Source organism: Streptomyces sp. NRRL S-244 (assembly GCF_000717915.1).
Taxonomy (GTDB): Bacteria; Actinomycetota; Actinomycetes; order Streptomycetales; family Streptomycetaceae; genus Streptomyces.
Genome location: NZ_JOCX01000034.1, coordinates 1 through 19,965 on the forward strand (window position 1 = coordinate 1; position 19,965 = coordinate 19,965).

Here is a 19,965-nt window from a genome sequence, read left to right on the forward strand (position 1 = left end):
CTGCTGGATCGGGGGGTGGTGGGGTTATCCCCACCATGGGGACGCCCACCCGCCCGATGGTTTCGAGGGCTCCCGGGCGGGAGGGTGGGGGTGGTTACGGGAAGTGTCGAGAGGGCGGGTTGGATTATGGGTTTCGGCCGTGCGTTGCGGGCTCCCGTCGAGGGGCGGACCTGGCGGGAGTTCGGGTATCTGGTGCTCGGGCTGCCGCTGAGCCTGCTGTACTTCTCGCTCGCGATCACCGGCGTCAGCCTCGGCGCCGGACTGCTCGTCACCTTCCTCGGGATCCCGGTCCTCGCCGGGGTGCTCGCCATGTGCCGCGGGTTCGGGCGGGTCGAGCGGGGCCGGGCGCGGGCCATGCTCGGGGTCGACATCGCCGAGCCGGCGCCCATCCGGGCCGAGAAGCGGGGTCCGCTCGCCACCATGGGGGCCCTGCTCAAGAGCGGCAGCGCCTGGCGGCACGCGCTGTACTCCGTGATCCACCTCCCCTGGGCGATCTTCGCCTTCACCCTGGCACTGGTGTTCTGGGCGTACGGCTGGGCCTTCCTGCTGTACCCGCTCTGGTTCTGGGTCTTCCCGGCCTACACCGACCGGCCCGGGCTCCAGCTCTTCCAGAACGACGACTACACCTTCTACCTCGACTCCCCCGCCGAGATCGCCCTCGCCTGCCTGGTCGGGCTGGCCTTCACCCTGGCCACCCCCTGGGTGGTGCGGGCCCTGACCACCGTCGACCGCGTCCTGATCGCCGGGCTGCTCGGGCCCTCGCGCCTCGACCACCGGGTCACGGAGCTGGAGTCCGACCGCGGGGTCGTCGTCGACACCGCCGCCGCCGACCTGCGGCGCATCGAGCGCGATCTGCACGACGGGGCGCAGGCCCGCCTGGTGGCGCTGGCCATGGACCTCGGACTGGCGAAGGAGAAGCTCGCCGAGGATCCGCAGGCCGCCGCCCGGATGGTGGACGAGGCGCACGGAGAGGTGAAGGTCGCGCTCCAGGAGCTGCGCGACCTGGCCCGCGGGATCCACCCGGCCGTGCTGACCGACCGCGGTCTGGACGCCGCGCTGTCCTCCGTGGCCTCCCGCTGCGCGGTGCCGGTACGGGTGTCCGCGGACCTGCCGGACCGGCCGGCCTCCGCCGTCGAGGGGATCGCGTACTTCACCGTCTCGGAGCTGCTCCAGAACATCAGCAAGCACTCCGGGGCCCGTACCGCGAGCGTGGACGTGTGGAAGTCCGGGGACCGGCTGCTGATCCAGGTCGCGGACGACGGGCGCGGCGGCGCGAGCAGCGAGGGCGCCGGCACCGGGCTGGCCGGTCTCACCGAGCGGCTGGACGCCGTGGACGGGGTTCTGGTCGTGGACTCCCCGGCCGGCGGCGGCACCACCGTCACCGCCGAGCTCCCCTGGCGCTCCCGCTAAGCCGCTGCCCGTTCGACCCGTTCGACCCGTTCGATGGTTCCGACTCGCCTCCATCCGGCCCCCAGGCTGGGATGCTTGGCTGCGTCAGGTACATCGAACGACGGGACTCGGGAGCTGCTGGTCGTGGAAGACAGGGTGCGGGTGGTCATCGCCGAGGATTCAGTGCTGCTGCGCGAGGGCCTGACCCGGTTGCTGACCGACCGGGGGCATGACGTCGTGGCCGGCGTCGGGGACGCGGAAGCCCTGATCAAGACGGTGGCGGAGCTGGCGGCCGAGGATGCGCTGCCGGACGTGGTGGTGGCCGACGTACGGATGCCACCGACGCACACCGACGAGGGCGTACGAGCGGCCGTACGGCTGCGGCGCGAGCACCCCGGGATAGGCGTGCTCGTGCTGTCCCAGTACGTGGAGGAGCAGTACGCCACCGAACTGCTGGCCGGTTCCAGTACCGGGGTGGGGTACCTGCTCAAGGACCGGGTGGCCGACGTACGGGAGTTCCTGGACGCCGTCGTACGCGTGGCCCGTGGCGGTACCGCCCTGGACCCGGAGGTGGTCGCCCAGCTGCTCGGCCGCAGCCGGAAGCAGGACGTGCTGGCGGGGCTGACCCCGCGCGAGCGCGAGGTGCTGGGCCTGATGGCCGAGGGGCGCACCAATTCGGCCGTGGCCAAGCAGCTCGTGGTCAGCGACGGAGCGGTCGAGAAGCACGTCAGCAACATCTTCATGAAGCTCGGGCTGTCACCGAGCGACGGGGACCACCGGCGGGTTCTGGCCGTTCTCACCTACCTGCGCTCTTGATCGAAAGACCAGGGGCATTGATCAAAGCCTTGATCAACTGACACTCTGTCAGGTGTGGCGTTAACCCACCCGGCCGCCAGGGGCTCGCACTATTTCTGCACGGCACGAAATCTCGGAATCTCTCGGAATCTCCCGGAATCCCGTGGACCCGCGCAATCCCACGGGATTCTCTCGACAGACCGCCGCAGACGACGGTCCAGAATACGAGCGTCCCCCGAGCAGGCCACTCCTACCGACGTAGGGTTGACCTTGGGAACGGGAACGCCACGCCTCGAAGGAGGTCCAGTTCAGTGACCAGCCAGGTCAGTAGTCCAGCCGAACAGGCCGACGGGGCCGAAGGTGCCGTAGTCGGCGAACAACGGACACCCCCGGCCCCCGGCGGCAAGGAAGTACGCCGCCTGGACCGGGTGATCATCCGCTTCGCGGGTGACTCGGGGGACGGCATGCAGCTCACCGGTGACCGGTTCACCTCGGAGACGGCCTCCTTCGGGAACGACCTCTCCACGCTGCCGAACTTCCCGGCCGAGATCCGCGCCCCCGCCGGCACCCTGCCGGGTGTGTCGTCATTCCAGCTGCATTTCGCCGATCACGACATCCTGACGCCGGGCGACGCCCCGAACGTACTGGTCGCGATGAATCCGGCGGCACTGAAGGCGAACATCGGGGACGTTCCGCGCGGGGCCGAGATCATCATCAATACCGATGAATTCACCAAGCGCCCGATGGCGAAGGTGGGCTACGAGACCTCGCCGCTGGAAGACGGTTCGCTGGGCGCGTACAACATCCACCAGGTGCCCCTGACCACGCTCACCGTCGAGGCGCTGAAGGACTTCGGGCTCTCCCGCAAGGAGGCCGAGCGCAGCAAGAACATGTTCGCGCTGGGGCTGCTGAGCTGGATGTACCACCGGCCCACCGAGGGCACGGAGACCTTCCTGCGGCAGAAGTTCGCGAAGAAGCCCGACATCGCCGAGGCGAACGTGGCCGCGTTCCGGGCCGGCTGGAACTTCGGCGAGACGACCGAGGACTTCGCGGTCTCGTACGAGGTGGCCCCGGCGACCCGGGCCTTCCCGACGGGCACGTACCGGAACATCTCCGGGAACCTGGCCCTGTCGTACGGGCTGATCGCGGCGAGCCGGCAGGCCGATCTGCCGCTCTACCTGGGCTCTTACCCGATCACCCCCGCCTCGGACATCCTGCACGAGCTGAGCCGGCACAAGAACTTCGGCGTACGCACCTTCCAGGCCGAGGACGAGATCGCCGGCATCGGCGCGGCGCTCGGCGCGGCCTTCGGCGGCGCGCTCGGCGTGACGACCACCTCCGGGCCCGGAGTCGCGCTCAAGTCCGAGACGATCGGGCTCGCGGTCTCGCTGGAGCTGCCGCTGCTGATCGTGGACATCCAGCGCGGCGGCCCGTCGACGGGTCTGCCGACCAAGACGGAGCAGGCGGACCTGCTCCAGGCGATGTACGGGCGCAACGGCGAGGCCCCGGTGCCGATCGTGGCGCCCCGGACCCCGGCGGACTGCTTCGACGCCGCCCTCGACGCCGCGCGGATCGCGCTGACGTACCGGACGCCGGTCTTCCTGCTCTCCGACGGGTACCTCGCGAACGGCTCCGAGCCCTGGCGGATCCCGGACGTCGCCGACCTGCCGGACCTGAAGGTTCAGTTCGCCTCAGGGCCCAACCAGCAGCTCGCGGACGGCACCGAGGTGTTCTGGCCGTTCAAGCGCGACCCGCAGACCCTGGCCCGCCCCTGGGCGGTCCCGGGCACGCCCGGGCTCGAACACCGCATCGGCGGCATCGAGAAGCAGGACGGCACCGGCAACATCTCGTACGACCCCGCCAACCACGACTTCATGGTCCGCACCCGCCAGGCAAAGATCGACGGGATCCAGGTCCCCGACCTGGAGGTCGACGACCCGGACGGAGCCCGGACCCTGGTCCTCGGCTGGGGCTCCACGTACGGCCCCATCACCGCCGCCGTCCGCCGCCTGCGCAATGTCGGGACCCCCATCGCACAGGCCCACCTGCGCCACCTCAACCCGTTCCCGAGGAATCTCGGGGAGGTCCTGAAGCGTTACGACAAGGTAGTGGTGCCGGAGATGAACCTCGGGCAGCTCGCCACCCTGATCCGGGCGAAGTACCTGGTCGACGCCCAGTCGTACACCCAGGTCAACGGAATGCCGTTCAAGGCTGAGCAGCTCGCGAAGGTTCTCGAGGAGGCCATCAATGACTGAGGTGACCGACGCCCCCCATCTGCTCTCCCTCGTGCCGAAGGCCGAGGCCAAGCAGTCGATGAAGGACTTCAAGTCGGACCAGGAGGTCCGCTGGTGCCCCGGGTGCGGTGACTACGCGGTACTGGCAGCCGTCCAGGGCTTCATGCCCGAGCTCGGACTGGCGAAGGAGAACATCGTCTTCGTCTCCGGGATCGGCTGCTCCTCGCGTTTCCCGTACTACATGAACACGTACGGGATGCACTCGATCCACGGCCGCGCCCCGGCCATCGCCACGGGCCTGGCCACCTCGCGCCGGGACCTGTCGGTGTGGGTGGTCACCGGCGACGGCGACGCGCTGTCCATCGGCGGAAACCACCTGATCCACGCCCTGCGCCGCAACGTCAACCTCAAGATCCTGCTCTTCAACAACCGGATCTACGGACTGACCAAGGGCCAGTACTCGCCCACCAGCGAGGTCGGCAAGATCACCAAGTCCACCCCGATGGGCTCGCTGGACGCCCCCTTCAACCCGGTCTCACTGGCGCTGGGCGCGGAGGCCACCTTCGTCGCCCGGACGATCGACTCCGACCGCAAGCACCTCACCGAGGTGCTGCGCGCGGCAGCGGACCACCAGGGCACGGCGCTCGTGGAGATCTACCAGAACTGCAACATCTTCAACGACGGCGCCTTCGAGGTCCTCAAGGACAACGCGCAGGCGCAGGAGGCCGTGATCCGGCTGGAGCACGGGCAGCCGATCCGCTTCGGCACCGACGGCCACAAGGGCGTCGTACGCGACCAAGCCACCGGGGAGCTGGAGGTCGTCACGGTGACCCCCGAGAACGAGTCCCGGATCCTGGTCCACGACGCGCACGGCGCCGGCCCGACCACCGCCTTCGCCCTGTCCCGGCTGGCCGACCCGCACACCCTGCACCAGACGCCCATCGGGGTCTTCCGCAGCGTGGAGCGGCCGGTCTACGACACGCTGATGGCCGAGCAGCTGGATGCGGCCGTCGACGCCAAGGGCAAGGGCGACCTCAGCACCCTGCTCGCCGGCAACGACACCTGGACGGTCGTCGGCTGACCCACGCCCGCGCCTCGCCGGACGAACGGCCCGGAGTTCCTCACGCGTCAGGAGCTCCGGGCTTCGTCGTACGCGGCCCGCGCCGCCTGGACGTCGGCGGTGCGCCGCTCGGTCCAGCGGGCCAGGGCCCACACCTGCTCGGCGGCCTCACGCCCCAGCTCGGTCAGCGAGTAGTCCACGCGCGGCGGGATCACGGGCTTGGCGTCGCGCAGCAGGAATCCGTCGCGCTCCAGCGTCTGGAGGGTCTGGGCCAGCATCTTCTCGCTGACGCCGCCCACCTCCCGGCGCAGTTCACTGAACCGGTACGAGCGCTCGACGAGGGCGGCCAGCACCAGGACGCCCCAGCGGCTGGTGACGTGCTCCAGCACTCCGCGGGAGGGGCACATCGGGGCCTTCACGCTCACCTTCACACTTACCTCCATGCCAGTACCTTACTTTAAAGTGGGTACTTACGAAAGGTTAGCGCTCTCCCTAAGGTGGTGCCATACCCCGAAGCAAGACACGGCCCCACGCAAGGAGCGCACCCCATGAGCATCGTCGTCACCGGAGCCACCGGAGCCCTCGGCCGCCTCGTCGTCGAGGAGCTGCTGAACCAGGTCCCCGCCGAGCGCGTCGCCGTCGTCGTCCGCAGCGAGGAGAAGGCCGCCGACCTGGCCGCGCGCGGGGTCGAGGTGCGCGTCGCGGACTACGACGCCCCCGAGACCCTGGCCGGAGCCTTCCGCTCCGGCGACCGCGTCCTGCTGATCTCCGGCAACGAGGTCGGCCGCCGGGTGCCGCAGCACCTCGCCGTGATCGGGGCCGCGCAGGCCGCCGGCGTCGCCCAGCTCGCGTACACCGGGATCCTCGGCGGCCCCGAGGCCGACTTCGACCTGGCCGCCGAGCACAAGGTCACCGAGCAGGCCGTCCTCGACTCCGGCCTGCCCTACACCTTCCTGCGCAACGGCTGGTACCACGAGAACTACACCGGGAACCTGGGCACCGTCCTGGAGCACGGCGCGGTCGTGGGCAGCGCGGGCGAGGGCAGGATCGCCTCCGCGGCGCGGGCGGACTACGCCGCCGCGGCGGCCGCCGTACTGACCGGCGAAGGCCACCTGAACCGGGTGTACGAGCTCTCCGGCGACTCCGCGTGGAGCCTGGCGGAGTACGCGGCCGAGGTCGCGGCGCAGACCGGCAAGGAGGTCGCGTACAGCGAGGTCCCGGCCGAGGCGCACCTGTCGATCCTGATTGGCGCAGGGGTGCCCGAGGGCTTCGCGGCGATCCTCGTCGACATGGACGCGGCGATCTCCCGCGGCCTGCTGGCCCACACCGGCGGGGACCTGTCCCGGCTGATCGGCCGCCCGACGACCCCGCTGGCCGACGCCATCTCCTCCGCCCTGGCCTGAGCGATCCGGCCGACCGGCCGACCGGCCGGCCGCAGCCCGAGTCCCAGAGTCCGCGAGTCCGCGCCGCCACGGCCACGCAAGGCCCCGGAGATGTCATGAGTATCTCCCGTAAACGGGCATGACATCCGGCCCGCCCGGCGCTACCTTCGTGAAGTTGGCCGAATGACGACTGGAGGGCCCCGTGAAGGCGGAGAACGAGCAGCGCACGGGTTTGCTCTACGGATTCGGCGCATACGGGATGTGGGGGCTGGTCCCCCTGTTCTGGCCGCTGCTCAAGCCGTCCGGGGCCATCGAGATCCTCGCCCACCGCATGGTGTGGTCGCTGGGCGTGGTCGGGATCCTGCTGCTGGCCCTGCGCCGCTGGGCCTGGATACGGGACCTGCTCCGCCAGCCCCGCAAGCTGGGCCTGACCGCGCTGGCCGCCTCGGTGATCTCCGTGAACTGGGGCCTGTACATCTGGGCCGTCAACAACGGCGCGGTCGTCGAGGCCAGCCTCGGCTACTTCATCAACCCGCTCGTCACCATCGCCATCGGCGTGCTGGTCCTCGGTGAGCGGCTGCGCCGCGCGCAGTGGGCGGCGGTCGGCATCGGCGTGGCCGCCGTACTGGTGCTCGCCGTCGGGTACGGGCGGCCGCCGTGGATCTCGCTGGTGCTGGCCTTCTCCTTCGCCGCGTACGGGCTGATCAAGAAGAAGCTCAACATGGGCGGGGTCGAGTCGCTCGCCGCCGAGACCGCGCTGCTGTTCCTGCCCGCCCTCGGCTACCTGCTGTGGCTGGGCGCGCAGGGCAGGTCGAGCTTCGCCTCAGAGGGCCTCGGGCACGCCTCGCTGCTCGCCGCGACCGGGCTGGTCACCGCGATCCCGCTGGTGTGCTTCGGTGCGGCCGCGATCCGGGTCCCGCTGTCCACGCTGGGGCTGCTCCAGTACCTGGCCCCGGTCTTCCAGTTCGGGCTCGGCGTCGTGTACTTCCACGAGGCGATGCCGCCGGAGCGCTGGGCCGGGTTCTCCCTGGTCTGGGCCGCGCTGGCGCTGCTGACCTGGGACGCGCTGCGTACGGCGCGCAGGACCCGGGCCCGGCTCGAAGCGGCCCGCGCCGCCGCCGGGCCGGTGGCGGCCGCCCCGGCGCCCGAGTTGGCATAGTCCCACCGCGCATCCCAGTACCCCCACGATCCCCGCTACGGAACCCCCGTAGCGGGGATCGTCCGTTTTCCGAACCACCCTGACCGAATCTCGGTCTTGACGGGCAGTCACCCTTCCACTGAACATCAGGCTCGCACTGACGCACGATCGCTCAATTGCGCCACCCCGCACGTTCCGTTCAATCCCCAACGGAATCCCGGAGTCCCCCACATGAGCCTGTCCGTCTCCCGGCGCCTCGCCGCCGTGACCGCAATCGCGGTCGCCGGCCTGTTCGCCTCCACCGCTCCCGCCGCACTCGCCGCCCCCACGGCGGCGACCGCGGCGCCGACCCCGCCCGACATCCCGGTCGCCAACGTCAAGGCGCACCTGGCGCAGCTCCAGTCCATAGCCACCGCCAACGGCGGCAACCGCGCCCACGGCCGGGCCGGCTACAAGGCCTCAATCGACTACGTGAAGGCCAAGCTGGACGCAGCCGGTTTCACCACCACCCTGCAGACCTTCACCAGCAGCGGCGCGACCGGCTACAACCTGATCGCCGACTGGCCGGGCGGTGACCCGAACTCGGTGCTGATGGCCGGATCGCACTTGGACTCGGTGACCGCCGGTCCCGGCATCAACGACAACGGATCCGGCTCGGCCGCCATCCTGGAGACGGCACTGGCCGTCTCGCGCGCACAGCTCCAGCCCACCAAGCACCTGCGGTTCGGCTGGTGGGGCGCGGAGGAGCTCGGCATGATCGGCTCGAAGTACTACGTGAACAACCTGCCGGCCGCCGAGAAGTCGAAGATCTCCGGGTACCTGAACTTCGACATGATCGGCTCGCCGAACCCGGGCTACTTCGTCTACGACGACGACCCGACCATCGAGCAGACCTTCAAGAACTACTACGCGGGCGTCGGCATCCCGACGGAGATCGAGACCGAGGGCGACGGCCGCTCCGACCACGCCCCGTTCAAGAGCGCGGGCATCCCGGTCGGCGGCCTGTTCTCCGGCGCCGACTACACCAAGACGGCGGCGCAGGCGCAGAAGTGGGGCGGCACCTCCGGGCAGGCCTTCGACCGCTGCTACCACGCCTCGTGCGACACCTCGGCGAACATCAACGACACCGCCCTGGACCGCAACTCCGACGCCATCGCGTACGCGATCTGGAACCTGGGGGCGGCCACCCCGGTCCCGCCGGGCCCGTCCTTCGAGAACACGGCGGACGTGAACATCCCGGACTCCCCCGGCGCCGCGGTGACCTCGCCGATCACGGTCTCGGGCGTCACGGGCAACGCCCCGGCCACCACGAAGGTCGACGTCAACATCGTCCACACCTACCGCGGTGACCTGGTGGTCGACCTGGTGGCCCCCGACGGCACCGTCTACAACCTGCACAACCGCAGCGGCGGCAGCGCCGACAACCTGGTCCAGACGTACACGGTCAACGCGTCGAGCGAGGTGGCCAACGGCGTCTGGAAGCTCCAGGCCAAGGACGGGGCGGCGCAGGACACCGGCTACATCAACAGCTGGAAGATCACCTTCTGAGACAGGAACGGGCCTAGGACGGCGGGACCGTCTGCGGCTCCTGTATGAGGGCCCGGAGTTCCTCGGCGACCGCGGCGACGTCGGCGCGGCCCAGCTTGGCCGCCTCCACCAGGTCGCCGAGGTCCTCCGGTGAGGGCAGCTGCTTGGCTCCCGCCACGCGCAGGTACGAGCGCGTGGCGGCGGCCGCGTAGAACTCGTTCATCGGCGATTCCAGCGCCGGACACACCGCGAGGGTGTGCAGAAACGCGGCGGCCCGCCACGCGGTGTCCGGGGCGGGCTGTTCGGGCACCAGGACGAGGTCGTTCTGGTGCCGGGCGACCGCGGCGGCCACCCCGGAGGGATCCCACACGGCGGGATCTGACGGGAGATGGTGGGCCAGAGCGGTCCAGGCCCACTCCATGGTGATCTTCAATTGCCGAACCGCTCCTGGAAGTAGCTCCAGTGGTCGGCGAACTCCTCGATGCCGGACAGGAAGTTCTTCCGGTCCTCGTCGAGCTCGCGTTCCGTTACCTCGGTGATCAGCGCGGTGACCGTCGTCCCCAGTGCCGCCGCGCGCGCTTTGAGGCGCTCGTGGAACTCTTCGTCCAGGCGGATGGTGACGTGTCTCGACATGCTTTTCACGGTACAGCGGGGCCGCTGTACACAGGGCCGGAACGGCCGAAGGGTGGGCAGGGACACAGTCCCCGCCCACCCTTCGGACAGTCCTACCCGCCGTACGGCACTACTTGTTGGCGTCGGCCGCCTTCACCAGCGCGTCCTTGGTGACCGCGCCGACGTAGACCTTGCCGTCGTCCGTGATCAGGGCGTTGACCAGGCGGGTCTTGAAGACCCGGCCCTCGCCGAACTTGCCGGTGACCTTGCCGCCGAGGGAGTCGAGGAACTGCTTGGCCTCCTTCGGAGTGTCCTTGCCGTTCTCGATCTCCTTCAGGCTCTTGCCTGCACCCGTGTCCATGCGGGCAATGGTCGCCCAGCCCTCGCCGAGCACCTTCGTCTCGCCGCCCTTGCCGCCCGCGCCGCCCATGCCGCCGGTCAGGGCGCCCAGGCCGGGGAAGGAGTCCAGGCCCTTGAACTCCTTGCCGTGGCCACGGCCGTCCTTGCCCGCCCCGTCGGCGCCCTCGGTCACCTTGGCGCCCTTGGGCGCGGTGAACGCGAACGTGTCGGCGGACGGCTTGGCGAAGTCCACCTTGGTGAACCCGGCGTCGACGATCGGCTTGCCGCCCTCGGCCGCGAGCAGCTGCACCCGCAGCGGCACGCCGTTCTTGGCGTCCACCGCGATCTTGACCGAGCCGACCGTGGATCCGCTCTGCTTCGGCTTCAGCACCAGCTGGTAGGCGTCCCGGCCGGCCACCTGCGCGGTCTCGCCCACGCTGACGTCCGTGGTCGGGCCGGCGGCCTTCAGCACGTCCTGGGCCAGCTGCTGGGGCGAGGCGCCGCCGAGCCGCTCGGCCGTCTTCTTCTGGTCCTTGCCGGCCGCCGCATCGGGGTTCTTCTCGTGCCAGACCTCGTTGGCCTTGCTGTCGTACCCCCAGACGTCGGCGCCGTTGTGGATGAGGCTGTACTCGTCCTTGCCGTCCACGAACGTCAGCTTCTGGCGGTCCGGCCCGTCGGCCGCGACGCGCAGCGTGTGCGAGCCGTTCGCCAGCTGCGCGATCTTGTCCTCGGGGTTGGCCGAGCCGCCCGCGATGCCCCCGCCGCCGAGGAGGCCGCTCGCCAGGGTCGGCAGACCCAGGTCGGTGCTGATCTTCGCGCTCCCGGACAGCTGCTGCACGTCGGAGGCGGCGACCTTCTCGATGAGCTGCTGCGCGGTCATCTTCGGCAGGTCGGGGCCGCCGGAGTTCGCGAAGGCCGGGACCATCGCCACGGTCGCGGCGGCCACACCCGCCACCGCTACCGGTACGGCGTACCGGGCGGCCTTGCGGGTCTTTGCGTTCGTTGCCATGTCTGCCCTACCTCTGTGTCACCCGTTCTGGTGTGTCTCCATCTGACCAAAGCGGGAGGGGTCGGGGCGTCACTCCCCGGGGCCAACTCGGCGTACGCCGCAGGGATGACACGACGAGGGCCCGGCATCCCCTACCCGTAAGGGATGCCGGGCCCCGCCTGCGCCGAACGGCTTGTCCTAGCCGGCGCGGTGCACCACCGCGTCGCACAGCTCTTCCAGCGCCGACTTCGCGAAGCCCTCCGGCAGCGGCGCCAGCGTGGCCCGCGCCTCCTGCGCGTACCGGATGGTGTCGCGGCGGGCCTGCTCCAGCGCGGGGTGCACCCGCAGCCGGGCGAGCACCTCGGCGTGCAGGGCGTCGTCGGTCAGGTCCCCGTCGAGGAGGCCCACAAGCTCCAGGTCCTCGGGGTCGCCGCCCCGGGCCGCCATCTCGCGCAGCCGCAGCACGGGCAGTGTGGGGATGCCCTCGCGCAGGTCCGTCCCCGGGGTCTTGCCGGATTCGTGCGAGTCGGAGGCGATGTCCAGGACGTCGTCGGCGAGCTGGAAGGCGATGCCGAGCCGCTCCCCGTACTGGGTCAGGATGTCGACGACCGACTCGTCGGCGCCGGACATCAGCGCGCCGAACCGGCCGGAGACCGCGATCAGCGAGCCGGTCTTGCCGGCCATGACGTCGAGGTAGTGGGCGACCGGGTCGCGGCCGTCGCGCGGGCCGGCCGTCTCCAGGATCTGGCCGGTGACCAGCCGCTCGAAGGCCTCGGCCTGGATGCGTACGGCCTCCGGCCCGAGGTCCGCCAGGATGTGCGAGGCGCGGGCGAACAGGAAGTCACCCGTCAGGACGGCCACGGAGTTGCCCCAGCGGGCGTTGGCGCTGGCCACACCGCGGCGCTCGTCCGCCTCGTCCATGATGTCGTCGTGGTAGAGGGTCGCCAGATGGGTGAGCTCGACGACCACCGCGGCGGGCACGATGCCGGGCGCGTAGGGGTCGCCGAATCGGGAGGCGAGCATCACCAGCAGCGGCCGGAACCGCTTGCCCCCGGCGCGCAGCAGATGCTGTGCGGCATCGGTGATGAAGGGGACTTCGCTCTTGGTGGCCTCCAGCAGACCCGCCTCGACGGCGGCCAGTCCGGCCTGGACATCGGTCTCAAGAGCCTGGTCCCGCACGCTCAGTCCGAACGGCCCGACGACGGTCACGAGGGGTACTCCTGTCTGCTGACGATCACGGTGACGATCACCTGGATTGTCGATGTGTCGCTGCCATCACTCAAGCCAGCGTATCCGGTCTGTTTTCGATCACCGAGAGCGGCCGCCATGTCGCCACCCGCGCACTGCCCGATGCGCACCGGTATGTTCGTGAGGAGCCGAAACAACCGGAGAATGCGTTTTGTCCAGAACTACCACCGCAATAGAGGAACCGGCGGAACCGGTCGACCCGGAGGCGGACCAGCCGCCGCCCGCCGACGACCACGCCTTCCTCGGGCACCCCCGGGGCCTCGCCACGCTGTCCGGACTGGAGGTCTGGGAGCGCTTCTCGTTCCTCGGCATGCAGGCCATCCTCGTCCTCTACTTCGCGGACGCGGTGGCCGACGGCGGCCTGGGGATGAACCCGGGCACCGCGGCCTCCGTCGCGGCGGCCTACGGGACCATGGTCTACCTCGTCTCCGTCGCCGGCGGGTGGCTCGCCGACCGGATCCTCGGTTCGTACCGGGCCGTGCTCTGGGGCGGCATCCTGATCGCCTGCGGCCACTACGCCATGGCGGTGCCGACGGCCGCCATGACCTGGACGGGCCTCGGCCTGATCAGCGCGGGCACCGGCCTGCTCAAGCCCAACGTGGCCAGCATGGTCGGCAAGCTGTACCGGACGGACGACGACCGGCGCGACGCCGGATTCGCCCTCTACTACATGGCCATCAACATCGGCGCCTTCGCCGGACCCCTGGTCACCGGCTGGCTCGGCGAGCACCAGGGCTGGCACTGGGGCTTCTCCGCCGCCGCCGTCGGCATGACCGCGGGCCTGGTCCAGTACGTCCTCGGCCGCCGCCATCTGGCCGGGCGAAAGCACTCGGCCGAGTACCCCCTCGCCCCCGACGCGATGCGCCGCGCCGTGCGCCGGATCGTCGCCGGACTCCTCGCCGCGGGCGCGCTCGCCACCCTTATGGCGGCCCTCGGATGGCTGACCATGGGCCGCTTCGTCGACCTGCTCACGCTCGTCTCGGTGATCGCGCCCGCCGTCTACTTCGCGGTCATGTTCCGCAGCCCGCGGGTGACGCGCGAGGAGCGCGGGCGGCTGCGCCCGTACGTGGTGCTCTTCCTGGCCTCGGTCGCCTTCAACTTCATCCTCTTCCAGGCGTACTCGACGATGATGCTGCTCGCCTCGACGAACGCCCGGACCGAGATCCTGGGCTTCCACTTCCCCGCGAGCTGGTACGCCTCCGCGCTCGGCGCGTTCGAGGTGGCGCTCGCCCCGGTCGTGGCCGCGCTGTGGGTCCGGATGGGCCGCCGCCAGCCGCACGCCTCCAACAAGATCGCCATCGGGGTGATCCTGGGCGGCCTGTCCTTCCTGCTGATGGTGATCCCCACCTCGGGGCACGGCGGGGAGGCGTACCAGATGGCCGCATGGTGGATCGTCGGCTCGTACCTGCTGCTCGGGCTCGGCGACGTCCTGCTGGAGACCTCCGGCATGTCGGCCACCACGAAGCTCGCCCCGAAGGCCTTCTCCAGCCAGACCATGGCGCTCTGGTTCCTCTCGCTGGCCCTGGCCAACGGCATCCAGGCGCAGGTGGTCAAGCTGTACGGCCAGGTGTCCACTCCCGCGTACTTCGGCGTCAACGGCGCGATCGCGGTGGTGGCGGGCCTGGCCGTGATCGCGCTGGCGCCGTGGCTGCGGCGCACGATGCACCCCGTCCACTGAGGCGAACGAGGTGGTTCCCGCATGATCATCCGTACCGATTTCCCGTACGAGACGACGCACGAGGATGTCCGGATCCCGATGCCTGGGGGCACCTCCCAGGCCGAAGGCTCTGGGGGAGGGGTGGAGCTGTACGCCCGGATCTGGCGCCCGCTGACCGACGAGCCGGTCCCGGCGCTGCTGGAGTACCTGCCGTACCGGCTGACCGACTGGACCGCGCCCCGCGACTGGCAGCGCCACCCCTGGTACGCGGGCCACGGCTACGCCTCCGTCCGGGTGGACGTACGGGGACACGGCTGCAGCGGCGGGAACCCGGGCGACGAGTACGACGCGCGGGAACTGGCCGACGGGACGGCGGTGGTGGAGTGGCTGGCGGCGCAGCCGTGGTGCACGGGGTCGGTGGGGATGTTCGGGATCTCGTGGGGCGGGTTCAACTCCCTCCAGATCGCGGCGCAGGCCCCCGAGGCGCTCAAGGCGGTCGTCACGGTCTGCTCGACGGACGACCGGTACGACAACGACGTCCACTACATGGGCGGCTCGGTGCTGGCCGTGGACATGCACGCGTGGGCGGCGACCATGCTGGCCTTCGCGGCGCGGCCGCCGGACCCGCTGTTCGTCGGCGACGGCTGGCGGGAGCAGTGGCTCGCGCGGCTGGAATCCGTCGAACCCCTGATCAACACGTGGCTGGCGCACCAGACGCGGGACGGCTACTGGCGCCACGGCAGCGTCTGCGAGGACTACCCGGCGATCGGTGCGGCCGTGCTGGCGGTCGGCGGCTGGCACGACCCGTACCGGGACACGGTGCTGCGGCTGGTCTCGCACCTGCCCGCCGACCGGGTGCGGGGGCTGATCGGCCCGTGGTCGCACCAGTACCCGGACCGGGGGCTGCCGCCCGGGCCGGCGATCGGGTTCCTCCAGGAGACCCTGCGGTGGTGGGACCACTGGCTGAAGGGCGCGGAGAACGGGGTGATGGAGGAGCCGCTGCTGCGGTCCTGGATCTCGGAGTCCCACCCTCCGGCGACCACGTACGAGGTGCTGCCGGGGCGCTGGGTCGGGGACGCCGAGTGGCCCTCCCCCGCCGTCACCCCGGTCACGTACGCGCTCCAGGGCGCGCCGGTGGCCGTGGCCTCCCCGCAGCACACGGGGCTGGACGCGGGGCGGTTCTTCCCGTTCGGCAACGACGCGGACCTGCCGCCGGACCAGCGCGAGGAGGACGCGAAGTCGGCCTGCTTCGAGTTCCCGGTGGGGCGCGAGCCGGTGGAGGTCCTGGGCCGCGCGCAGGTGACGGCCCGGCTGCGGATGGACGTCCCGTACGGGCAGGTGGTGGCGCGGCTGTGCGACGTGGCGCCCGACGGGTCCTCGACGCTGGTGACGCGGGGCGCGCTGAACCTCTCGGCCCGGCTGGGCCGGGACAAGGCGGTGCCGTGGCCGGTGGGCGCGTACGAGGACGTCGTCTTCGAGCTGAACGGCATCGGGCACCGGTTCGCCGCGGGCCACCGGATCCGGCTCGCGCTGTCCTCCGCGTACTGGCCGTGGATCTGGCCGCGGGCCGGGTCGCAGGCGGGGTGGACGCTGGATCCGGCGGGGAGTTCGGTGGTCCTGCCGGTCCGGGCCGCGGGAGCGGACGCCTCCGGCCCGGAGATCGTCTTCGAGCCGCCGGAGCAGGCGGAGCCGCTGGGGGTGTCGTATCCGGCCACGCTGGACGAGCCGCGGCCGGAGCGGCTGGTCGTACGGGACGTGGCGCGCGGGCGGTGGCGGCTGGAGGTGGACCCGCGGTACGGGGGGACGCGGGTGTATCCGGACGGGCTGGAGTACGCGGAGGACGCGGAGGAGGTCTACGAGATCGACTCGGCGGATCCGCTGTCGGCCCGGACCCGCTCCGAGTGGCGGATCCGGTTGCACCGGCCCGAGTTGGGGTGGGACGCCCGTATCGAGACCCGGTCGGAGATCTCGTGCGACGAGGGTGGGTTCGTGACCTCGAACGAGGTGGTGTGCCGGGAGGGGGAGGAGGTCGTCTTCCACCGGACGTGGGAGCGGCGGCTGCCCCGCGCGGCGGGGTGACGCCGGCTGCCCGGGCCGGGAGGCCGGCGGGCGGGGGCGGTCCGACAGGCGGGGCCGGGGTGCCGGCGGGCCGGGGTGCCGGCGGGGCCGGGGTGCCGCCGGGGCCGAGGGCCGGGGTGCCGGGGTGCCGGCGGGGGCGGACTCAGACCGGGAAGAGGCCCTGTTCGTTGGAGAGGGTCAGTTCGTCGGCCACGGCGATCAGTTCGCGGTGGGCGTTGGCCATGGCCACGCCGTGCGCCGCCCACGCGAACATCGGGATGTCGTTCGGCATGTCGCCGAAGGCGATCGTCGACGACGGGCCGACCCCCAGCGCCTCCGCCGCCAGCGCCAGTCCGCTCCCCTTGCTGACGCCCGGCGGCTGGAGCTCCACCGTGTGCTCCCCCGCCATGGTCACGTTCACCAGGTCCCCGACCACCGCACGCGCGACCCGCGTCAGCTCGTCGTCGTCCAGCTCCGGGTGCTGGAGCAGCACCTTGTTGATCGGTGCGGCCCACAGGTCGCCGCGCCCGGGCACCCGGACCGTCGGCAGGTGCGGGTGCCACATCCGGTAGCCCGGCCCTATCAGCATCTCGGCGTCCACCCCCTCCTGGTTGACCGCCGCGTACACCTCGCCGATCTCCGCCTCGATCTTCCCGAGCGCCACCTCGGCCAGCTCCCGGTCCAGCGCGACGGAGTGCAACAGGCGCGCGGCCGCCGTGTCGTACACCTGCGCGCCCTGCCCGCACACCGCGAGCCCCGTGTACCCAAGGTCGTCGAGTACATGGCGGACCTGCGGAACGGGGCGTCCGGTGACGATGATGTGCTGGGCACCCGCGGCGCGCGCCGTCGCGAGCGCCGCGTACGAGCGGGCGGAGACGGTGTCTCCGGCGCGCAGCAGGGTTCCGTCCAGGTCAGTGGCGATCAAGGCGAACGGGAGGGCCGAAGGCGGGGCGGAAGTCACGGCGCAAGGATACGGACCCCTTTGGACAAGTCCTACAAATAGAGCCCGAATCCGGCCTCCCACCGGCCCCACTGGCCACGTAACGTATCAACCAGCCCCCGGGACACCCCCGGACCGCATCGAAAGCGAGGCAGTACCCCATGCCCCAGCAGAGCCCCCTCGATGTCCCCGAGGGCGACCCGTTCGGGCCGCACAACCTCCCGTACGGCGTCTTCTCCACCCCCGGACCCACCTCCGCGGAGCCCGGCCGCCGTCGCATCGGCGTGCGCATCGGCGGACACGTGCTCGACGCGGGGGCGGCCGCGGCCGCGCTCGGCTCCCCGTACGCCGCGCTGCTCGGGCAGTCCTCGCTCAACCCGCTCCTCGCCGCCGGCCGCACCGCCTGGCGCGACGTGCGCCGCGCGCTGACCGCGTGGGTGACCGACCCCGGCCACCGCGAGACCGTCGAGCCGCACCTCCTCCCGCTCGACGCCGTCACCCTGCACCTGCCGTACGAGGTCGCCGACTACGTCGACTTCTACGCGAGCGAGCACCACGCCACCAACGTGGGCCACATCTTCCGCCCGGACGGCGAGGCGCTGACCCCCAACTGGAAGCACCTGCCGATCGGTTACCACGGCCGGTCGGGCACGATCGTGGTCTCGGGGACGGACGTCGTACGCCCCTCCGGGCAGCGCAAGGCCCCGGCCGACGCGGCGCCCGTCTTCGGCCCGTCCGTCAAGCTCGACATCGAGGCGGAGGTCGGCTTCGTCGTCGGCACCCCGTCCGAGCAGGGCCGCCCGGTGCCGCTGGCCGACTTCGAGGACCACGTCTTCGGGCTGTTCCTGCTCAACGACTGGTCGGCGCGCGACATCCAGGCCTGGGAGTACGTGCCGCTCGGCCCCTTCCTCGGCAAGTCCTTCGCCACCTCCGTCTCCGCCTGGGTCACCCCGCTGGAGGCCCTGGAGGCGGCCCGGGTCGCCCCGCCCGCCCGCGACTTCCCGCTGCTGCCGTACCTCGACGACGCCGAAGCCGACCGGCCCGGCGGCTTCGACCTGCGCATCACCGTCTCCATCAACGGGCAGGAGGTCGCGCAGCCGCCGTTCGCGACGATGTACTGGACCGCCGCCCAGCAGCTCGCGCACATGACGGTCAACGGCGCCTCCCTGCGCACCGGCGACGTCTACGGCTCGGGCACGGTCAGCGGCCCCGAGGTCGGCCAGCGCGGCTCGCTGCTGGAGCTGACGTGGAACGGCCGCGACGCCATCGAGCTCGCCGACGGCAAGCGCACCTTCCTCGAGGACGGCGACACCGTCACCCTCACCGCCTGGGCTCCGGGCCCGGGCGGCACCCGCGTCGGCCTCGGCGAGGTCACCGGCCGCATTGTGGGATCCCGCTAGTCCGCCCCTCGGGACGAGGGACACCACCGGGGTGGCGGAACTTTCCGCCACCCCGGCGTCGTAGCAGGTCACAGCCCTGCTGCTGAGCCCCGGCGGTGGCGCAACACTGCGGCAACACCACCGGCCGGGGCCCGTCGGTATGTTCCGTGCCATGCCAGCCGAACGCACCCGTGAGCACACCGTCCCGGTCGCCGCCGCGCGCCGGCGGCGACTGCGCGCGGACCAGGCGCGACAGCTCGCCGACCTGCTGCGCCACCAGATCCTGGCCGGCGGCTACCCCGGCGGGGTCCTCCCGCTGGAGGACGTCCTCGCCGCCGAGTACGGAGCCGGCCGCAACACCGTCCGCCAGGCCCTCGACCTGCTGCGCGGCGAGCGGCTCGTCGAACGCCGGCCGGGGGTCGGGACCGTCGTCGTCTGCGAGAAGTACCCGCACGGCCTCGACCGCCTCCAGGGCCTGGCCGAGACCCTGCACGAGCACGGCCGGGTGACCAACGAGGTCCGCACGGTCGGCCCGGTGCGCGCCCCCGCCCCCGTCGCCGGCCGGCTGGGGCTCCCCGAGAACGCCGACGTGCTCTACATCGAGCGGCTGCGGCGGCTGAACGGGCTGCCGCTCTCCCTCGACCTCACGTACATCCCCCTCGACATCGGCGCCGAACTGCTCGGCTGCGACCTGGAGAACACCGACGTCTTCCGGCTGCTGGAGTCCCTGACCGGGCAGCCCCTCGGCCACGCCGAGATCACCCTGGAGGCCGTCAACGCCGACGCGCACTCCGCCGCCGTACTGCAGGCCCCGCGCGGGGCCGCCGTGCTGATGCTGGAGCGGCTCACCCATCTGGGCGACGGCCGGCCCGTGGACCTGGAGTTCATCCGCTTCCGCGGCGACCGGATCACCATGAGCGGCCTGCTGCACCGCTCCCTCTGACCCCCTGCGTACCCACCTTCCTGGAGACAGCCATGCCTGTGGTCCCCCAGCGCGGCGACGTGCCCGTGACCATCGACGAGTCCCTGTGCATCGACGGCTGCACCCTCTGCGTCGACATGTGCCCGCTCGACTCGCTCGCGATCCGCGAGGACAACGGCAAGGCGTACATGCACGTCGACGAGTGCTGGTACTGCGGCCCGTGCGCCGCCCGCTGCCCCACGGGCGCGGTGACCGTCAACATGCCCTACCTGCTCCGGTGACCCCGGTGAAAGGCCC

At 71.3% G+C, this 19,965-nt stretch carries 18 protein-coding genes; 12 read left to right on the forward strand and 6 right to left on the reverse strand.

Annotated elements, in window-relative coordinates; all coding sequences use genetic code 11:
- The first annotated feature begins 126 nt into the window (after positions 1-126).
- From IF02_RS0128560 to IF02_RS0128575, 4 genes are all read left to right on the forward strand, one after another.
- Complete coding sequence (locus IF02_RS0128560; protein ID WP_030161940.1) at positions 127-1,410, forward strand: sensor histidine kinase; 1,284 nt, start codon at positions 127-129, stop codon at positions 1,408-1,410.
- Between the two features lie 135 nt (positions 1,411-1,545).
- Entirely contained in the window at positions 1,546-2,205 is a 660-nt protein-coding gene (locus IF02_RS0128565; protein WP_030161942.1) for a response regulator transcription factor, read from the forward strand.
- Positions 2,206-2,495: 290 nt separating this feature from the next.
- Positions 2,496-4,439 carry a 2-oxoacid:acceptor oxidoreductase subunit alpha gene (locus IF02_RS0128570; protein WP_030161944.1) on the forward strand — a complete coding sequence of 648 codons (1,944 nt, stop codon included), beginning with the start codon at positions 2,496-2,498 and terminating at the stop codon, positions 4,437-4,439.
- A complete protein-coding gene (locus IF02_RS0128575; RefSeq protein WP_030161946.1) occupies positions 4,432-5,499 on the forward strand; it encodes a 2-oxoacid:ferredoxin oxidoreductase subunit beta in 1,068 nt (355 codons plus the stop codon). Before IF02_RS0128570 ends, IF02_RS0128575 begins: the two co-directional genes overlap by 8 nt.
- Positions 5,500-5,546: 47 nt before the next feature.
- Here IF02_RS0128575 and IF02_RS0128580 read toward each other — a convergent pair whose 3' ends face one another.
- Positions 5,547-5,921: a winged helix-turn-helix transcriptional regulator gene (locus IF02_RS0128580; RefSeq protein WP_030161948.1), complete on the reverse strand. Its 375-nt coding sequence runs from the start codon at positions 5,919-5,921 to the stop codon at positions 5,547-5,549.
- A gap of 105 nt (positions 5,922-6,026) precedes the next feature.
- On the opposite strand from IF02_RS0128580, the gene IF02_RS0128585 reads away from it, so the two are divergent.
- From IF02_RS0128585 to IF02_RS0128595, 3 genes are all read left to right on the forward strand, one after another.
- A complete protein-coding gene (locus tag IF02_RS0128585; protein ID WP_030161950.1) occupies positions 6,027-6,881 on the forward strand; it encodes an SDR family oxidoreductase in 855 nt (284 codons plus the stop codon).
- A 181-nt stretch (positions 6,882-7,062) separates the two neighbouring features.
- The gene (gene rarD, locus IF02_RS0128590; RefSeq protein ID WP_030161952.1) at positions 7,063-8,019 is read left to right on the forward strand and encodes an EamA family transporter RarD; all 957 of its coding nucleotides are present in this window, start codon (positions 7,063-7,065) and stop codon (positions 8,017-8,019) included.
- Positions 8,020-8,229: 210 nt separating this feature from the next.
- Positions 8,230-9,546, forward strand: a complete 1,317-nt coding sequence (locus IF02_RS0128595) for a M28 family metallopeptidase (RefSeq protein ID WP_030161954.1) — start codon at positions 8,230-8,232, stop codon at positions 9,544-9,546.
- 13 nt (positions 9,547-9,559) lie between these two features.
- On the opposite strand, the gene IF02_RS0128600 is transcribed toward IF02_RS0128595, so the two are convergent.
- The 4 genes from IF02_RS0128600 to IF02_RS0128615 form a co-directional block, all read right to left on the reverse strand.
- Positions 9,560-9,958 carry a hypothetical protein gene (locus IF02_RS0128600; protein WP_030161956.1) on the reverse strand — a complete coding sequence of 133 codons (399 nt, stop codon included), beginning with the start codon at positions 9,956-9,958 and terminating at the stop codon, positions 9,560-9,562.
- Positions 9,955-10,224, reverse strand: a complete 270-nt coding sequence (locus tag IF02_RS0128605) for a plasmid partition protein ParG (RefSeq protein WP_030161958.1) — start codon at positions 10,222-10,224, stop codon at positions 9,955-9,957. The genes IF02_RS0128600 and IF02_RS0128605 overlap by 4 nt, the downstream gene beginning before the upstream one ends.
- 43 nt (positions 10,225-10,267) lie before the next feature.
- Positions 10,268-11,485: a LolA family protein gene (locus tag IF02_RS0128610; protein WP_030161960.1), complete on the reverse strand. Its 1,218-nt coding sequence runs from the start codon at positions 11,483-11,485 to the stop codon at positions 10,268-10,270.
- Between the two features lie 177 nt (positions 11,486-11,662).
- Positions 11,663-12,673: a polyprenyl synthetase family protein gene (locus IF02_RS0128615; RefSeq protein WP_030161962.1), complete on the reverse strand. Its 1,011-nt coding sequence runs from the start codon at positions 12,671-12,673 to the stop codon at positions 11,663-11,665.
- Between the two features lie 190 nt (positions 12,674-12,863).
- Between IF02_RS0128615 and IF02_RS0128625 the strand changes: the two genes are divergently transcribed.
- Both IF02_RS0128625 and IF02_RS0128630 read left to right on the forward strand, forming a co-directional pair.
- Complete coding sequence (locus IF02_RS0128625) at positions 12,864-14,390, forward strand: peptide MFS transporter (RefSeq protein WP_420708220.1); 1,527 nt, start codon at positions 12,864-12,866, stop codon at positions 14,388-14,390.
- 21 nt (positions 14,391-14,411) lie between these two features.
- Positions 14,412-16,448 (forward strand): CocE/NonD family hydrolase, encoded by a 2,037-nt coding sequence (locus tag IF02_RS0128630; protein ID WP_030161966.1) that lies wholly within the window; start codon positions 14,412-14,414, stop codon positions 16,446-16,448.
- A gap of 142 nt (positions 16,449-16,590) precedes the next feature.
- Here the strand turns inward: IF02_RS0128630 and IF02_RS0128635 are convergent, their stop codons facing one another.
- Entirely contained in the window at positions 16,591-17,388 is a 798-nt protein-coding gene (locus IF02_RS0128635) for an HAD family hydrolase (protein ID WP_030161968.1), read from the reverse strand.
- A gap of 140 nt (positions 17,389-17,528) precedes the next feature.
- Here IF02_RS0128635 and fahA point away from each other — a divergent pair, with 140 nt between their 5' ends.
- The 3 genes from fahA (at position 17,529) to IF02_RS0128650 (ending at position 19,949) form a co-directional block, all read left to right on the forward strand.
- Positions 17,529-18,767, forward strand: a complete 1,239-nt coding sequence (gene fahA / locus IF02_RS0128640) for a fumarylacetoacetase (protein WP_030161970.1) — start codon at positions 17,529-17,531, stop codon at positions 18,765-18,767.
- Positions 18,768-18,918: 151 nt separating this feature from the next.
- A complete protein-coding gene (locus IF02_RS0128645; RefSeq protein ID WP_199809295.1) occupies positions 18,919-19,689 on the forward strand; it encodes a GntR family transcriptional regulator in 771 nt (256 codons plus the stop codon).
- Positions 19,690-19,721: 32 nt separating this feature from the next.
- Positions 19,722-19,949, forward strand: a complete 228-nt coding sequence (locus IF02_RS0128650; protein WP_030011381.1) for a 4Fe-4S dicluster domain-containing protein — start codon at positions 19,722-19,724, stop codon at positions 19,947-19,949.
- Positions 19,950-19,965: the final 16 nt, after the last annotated feature.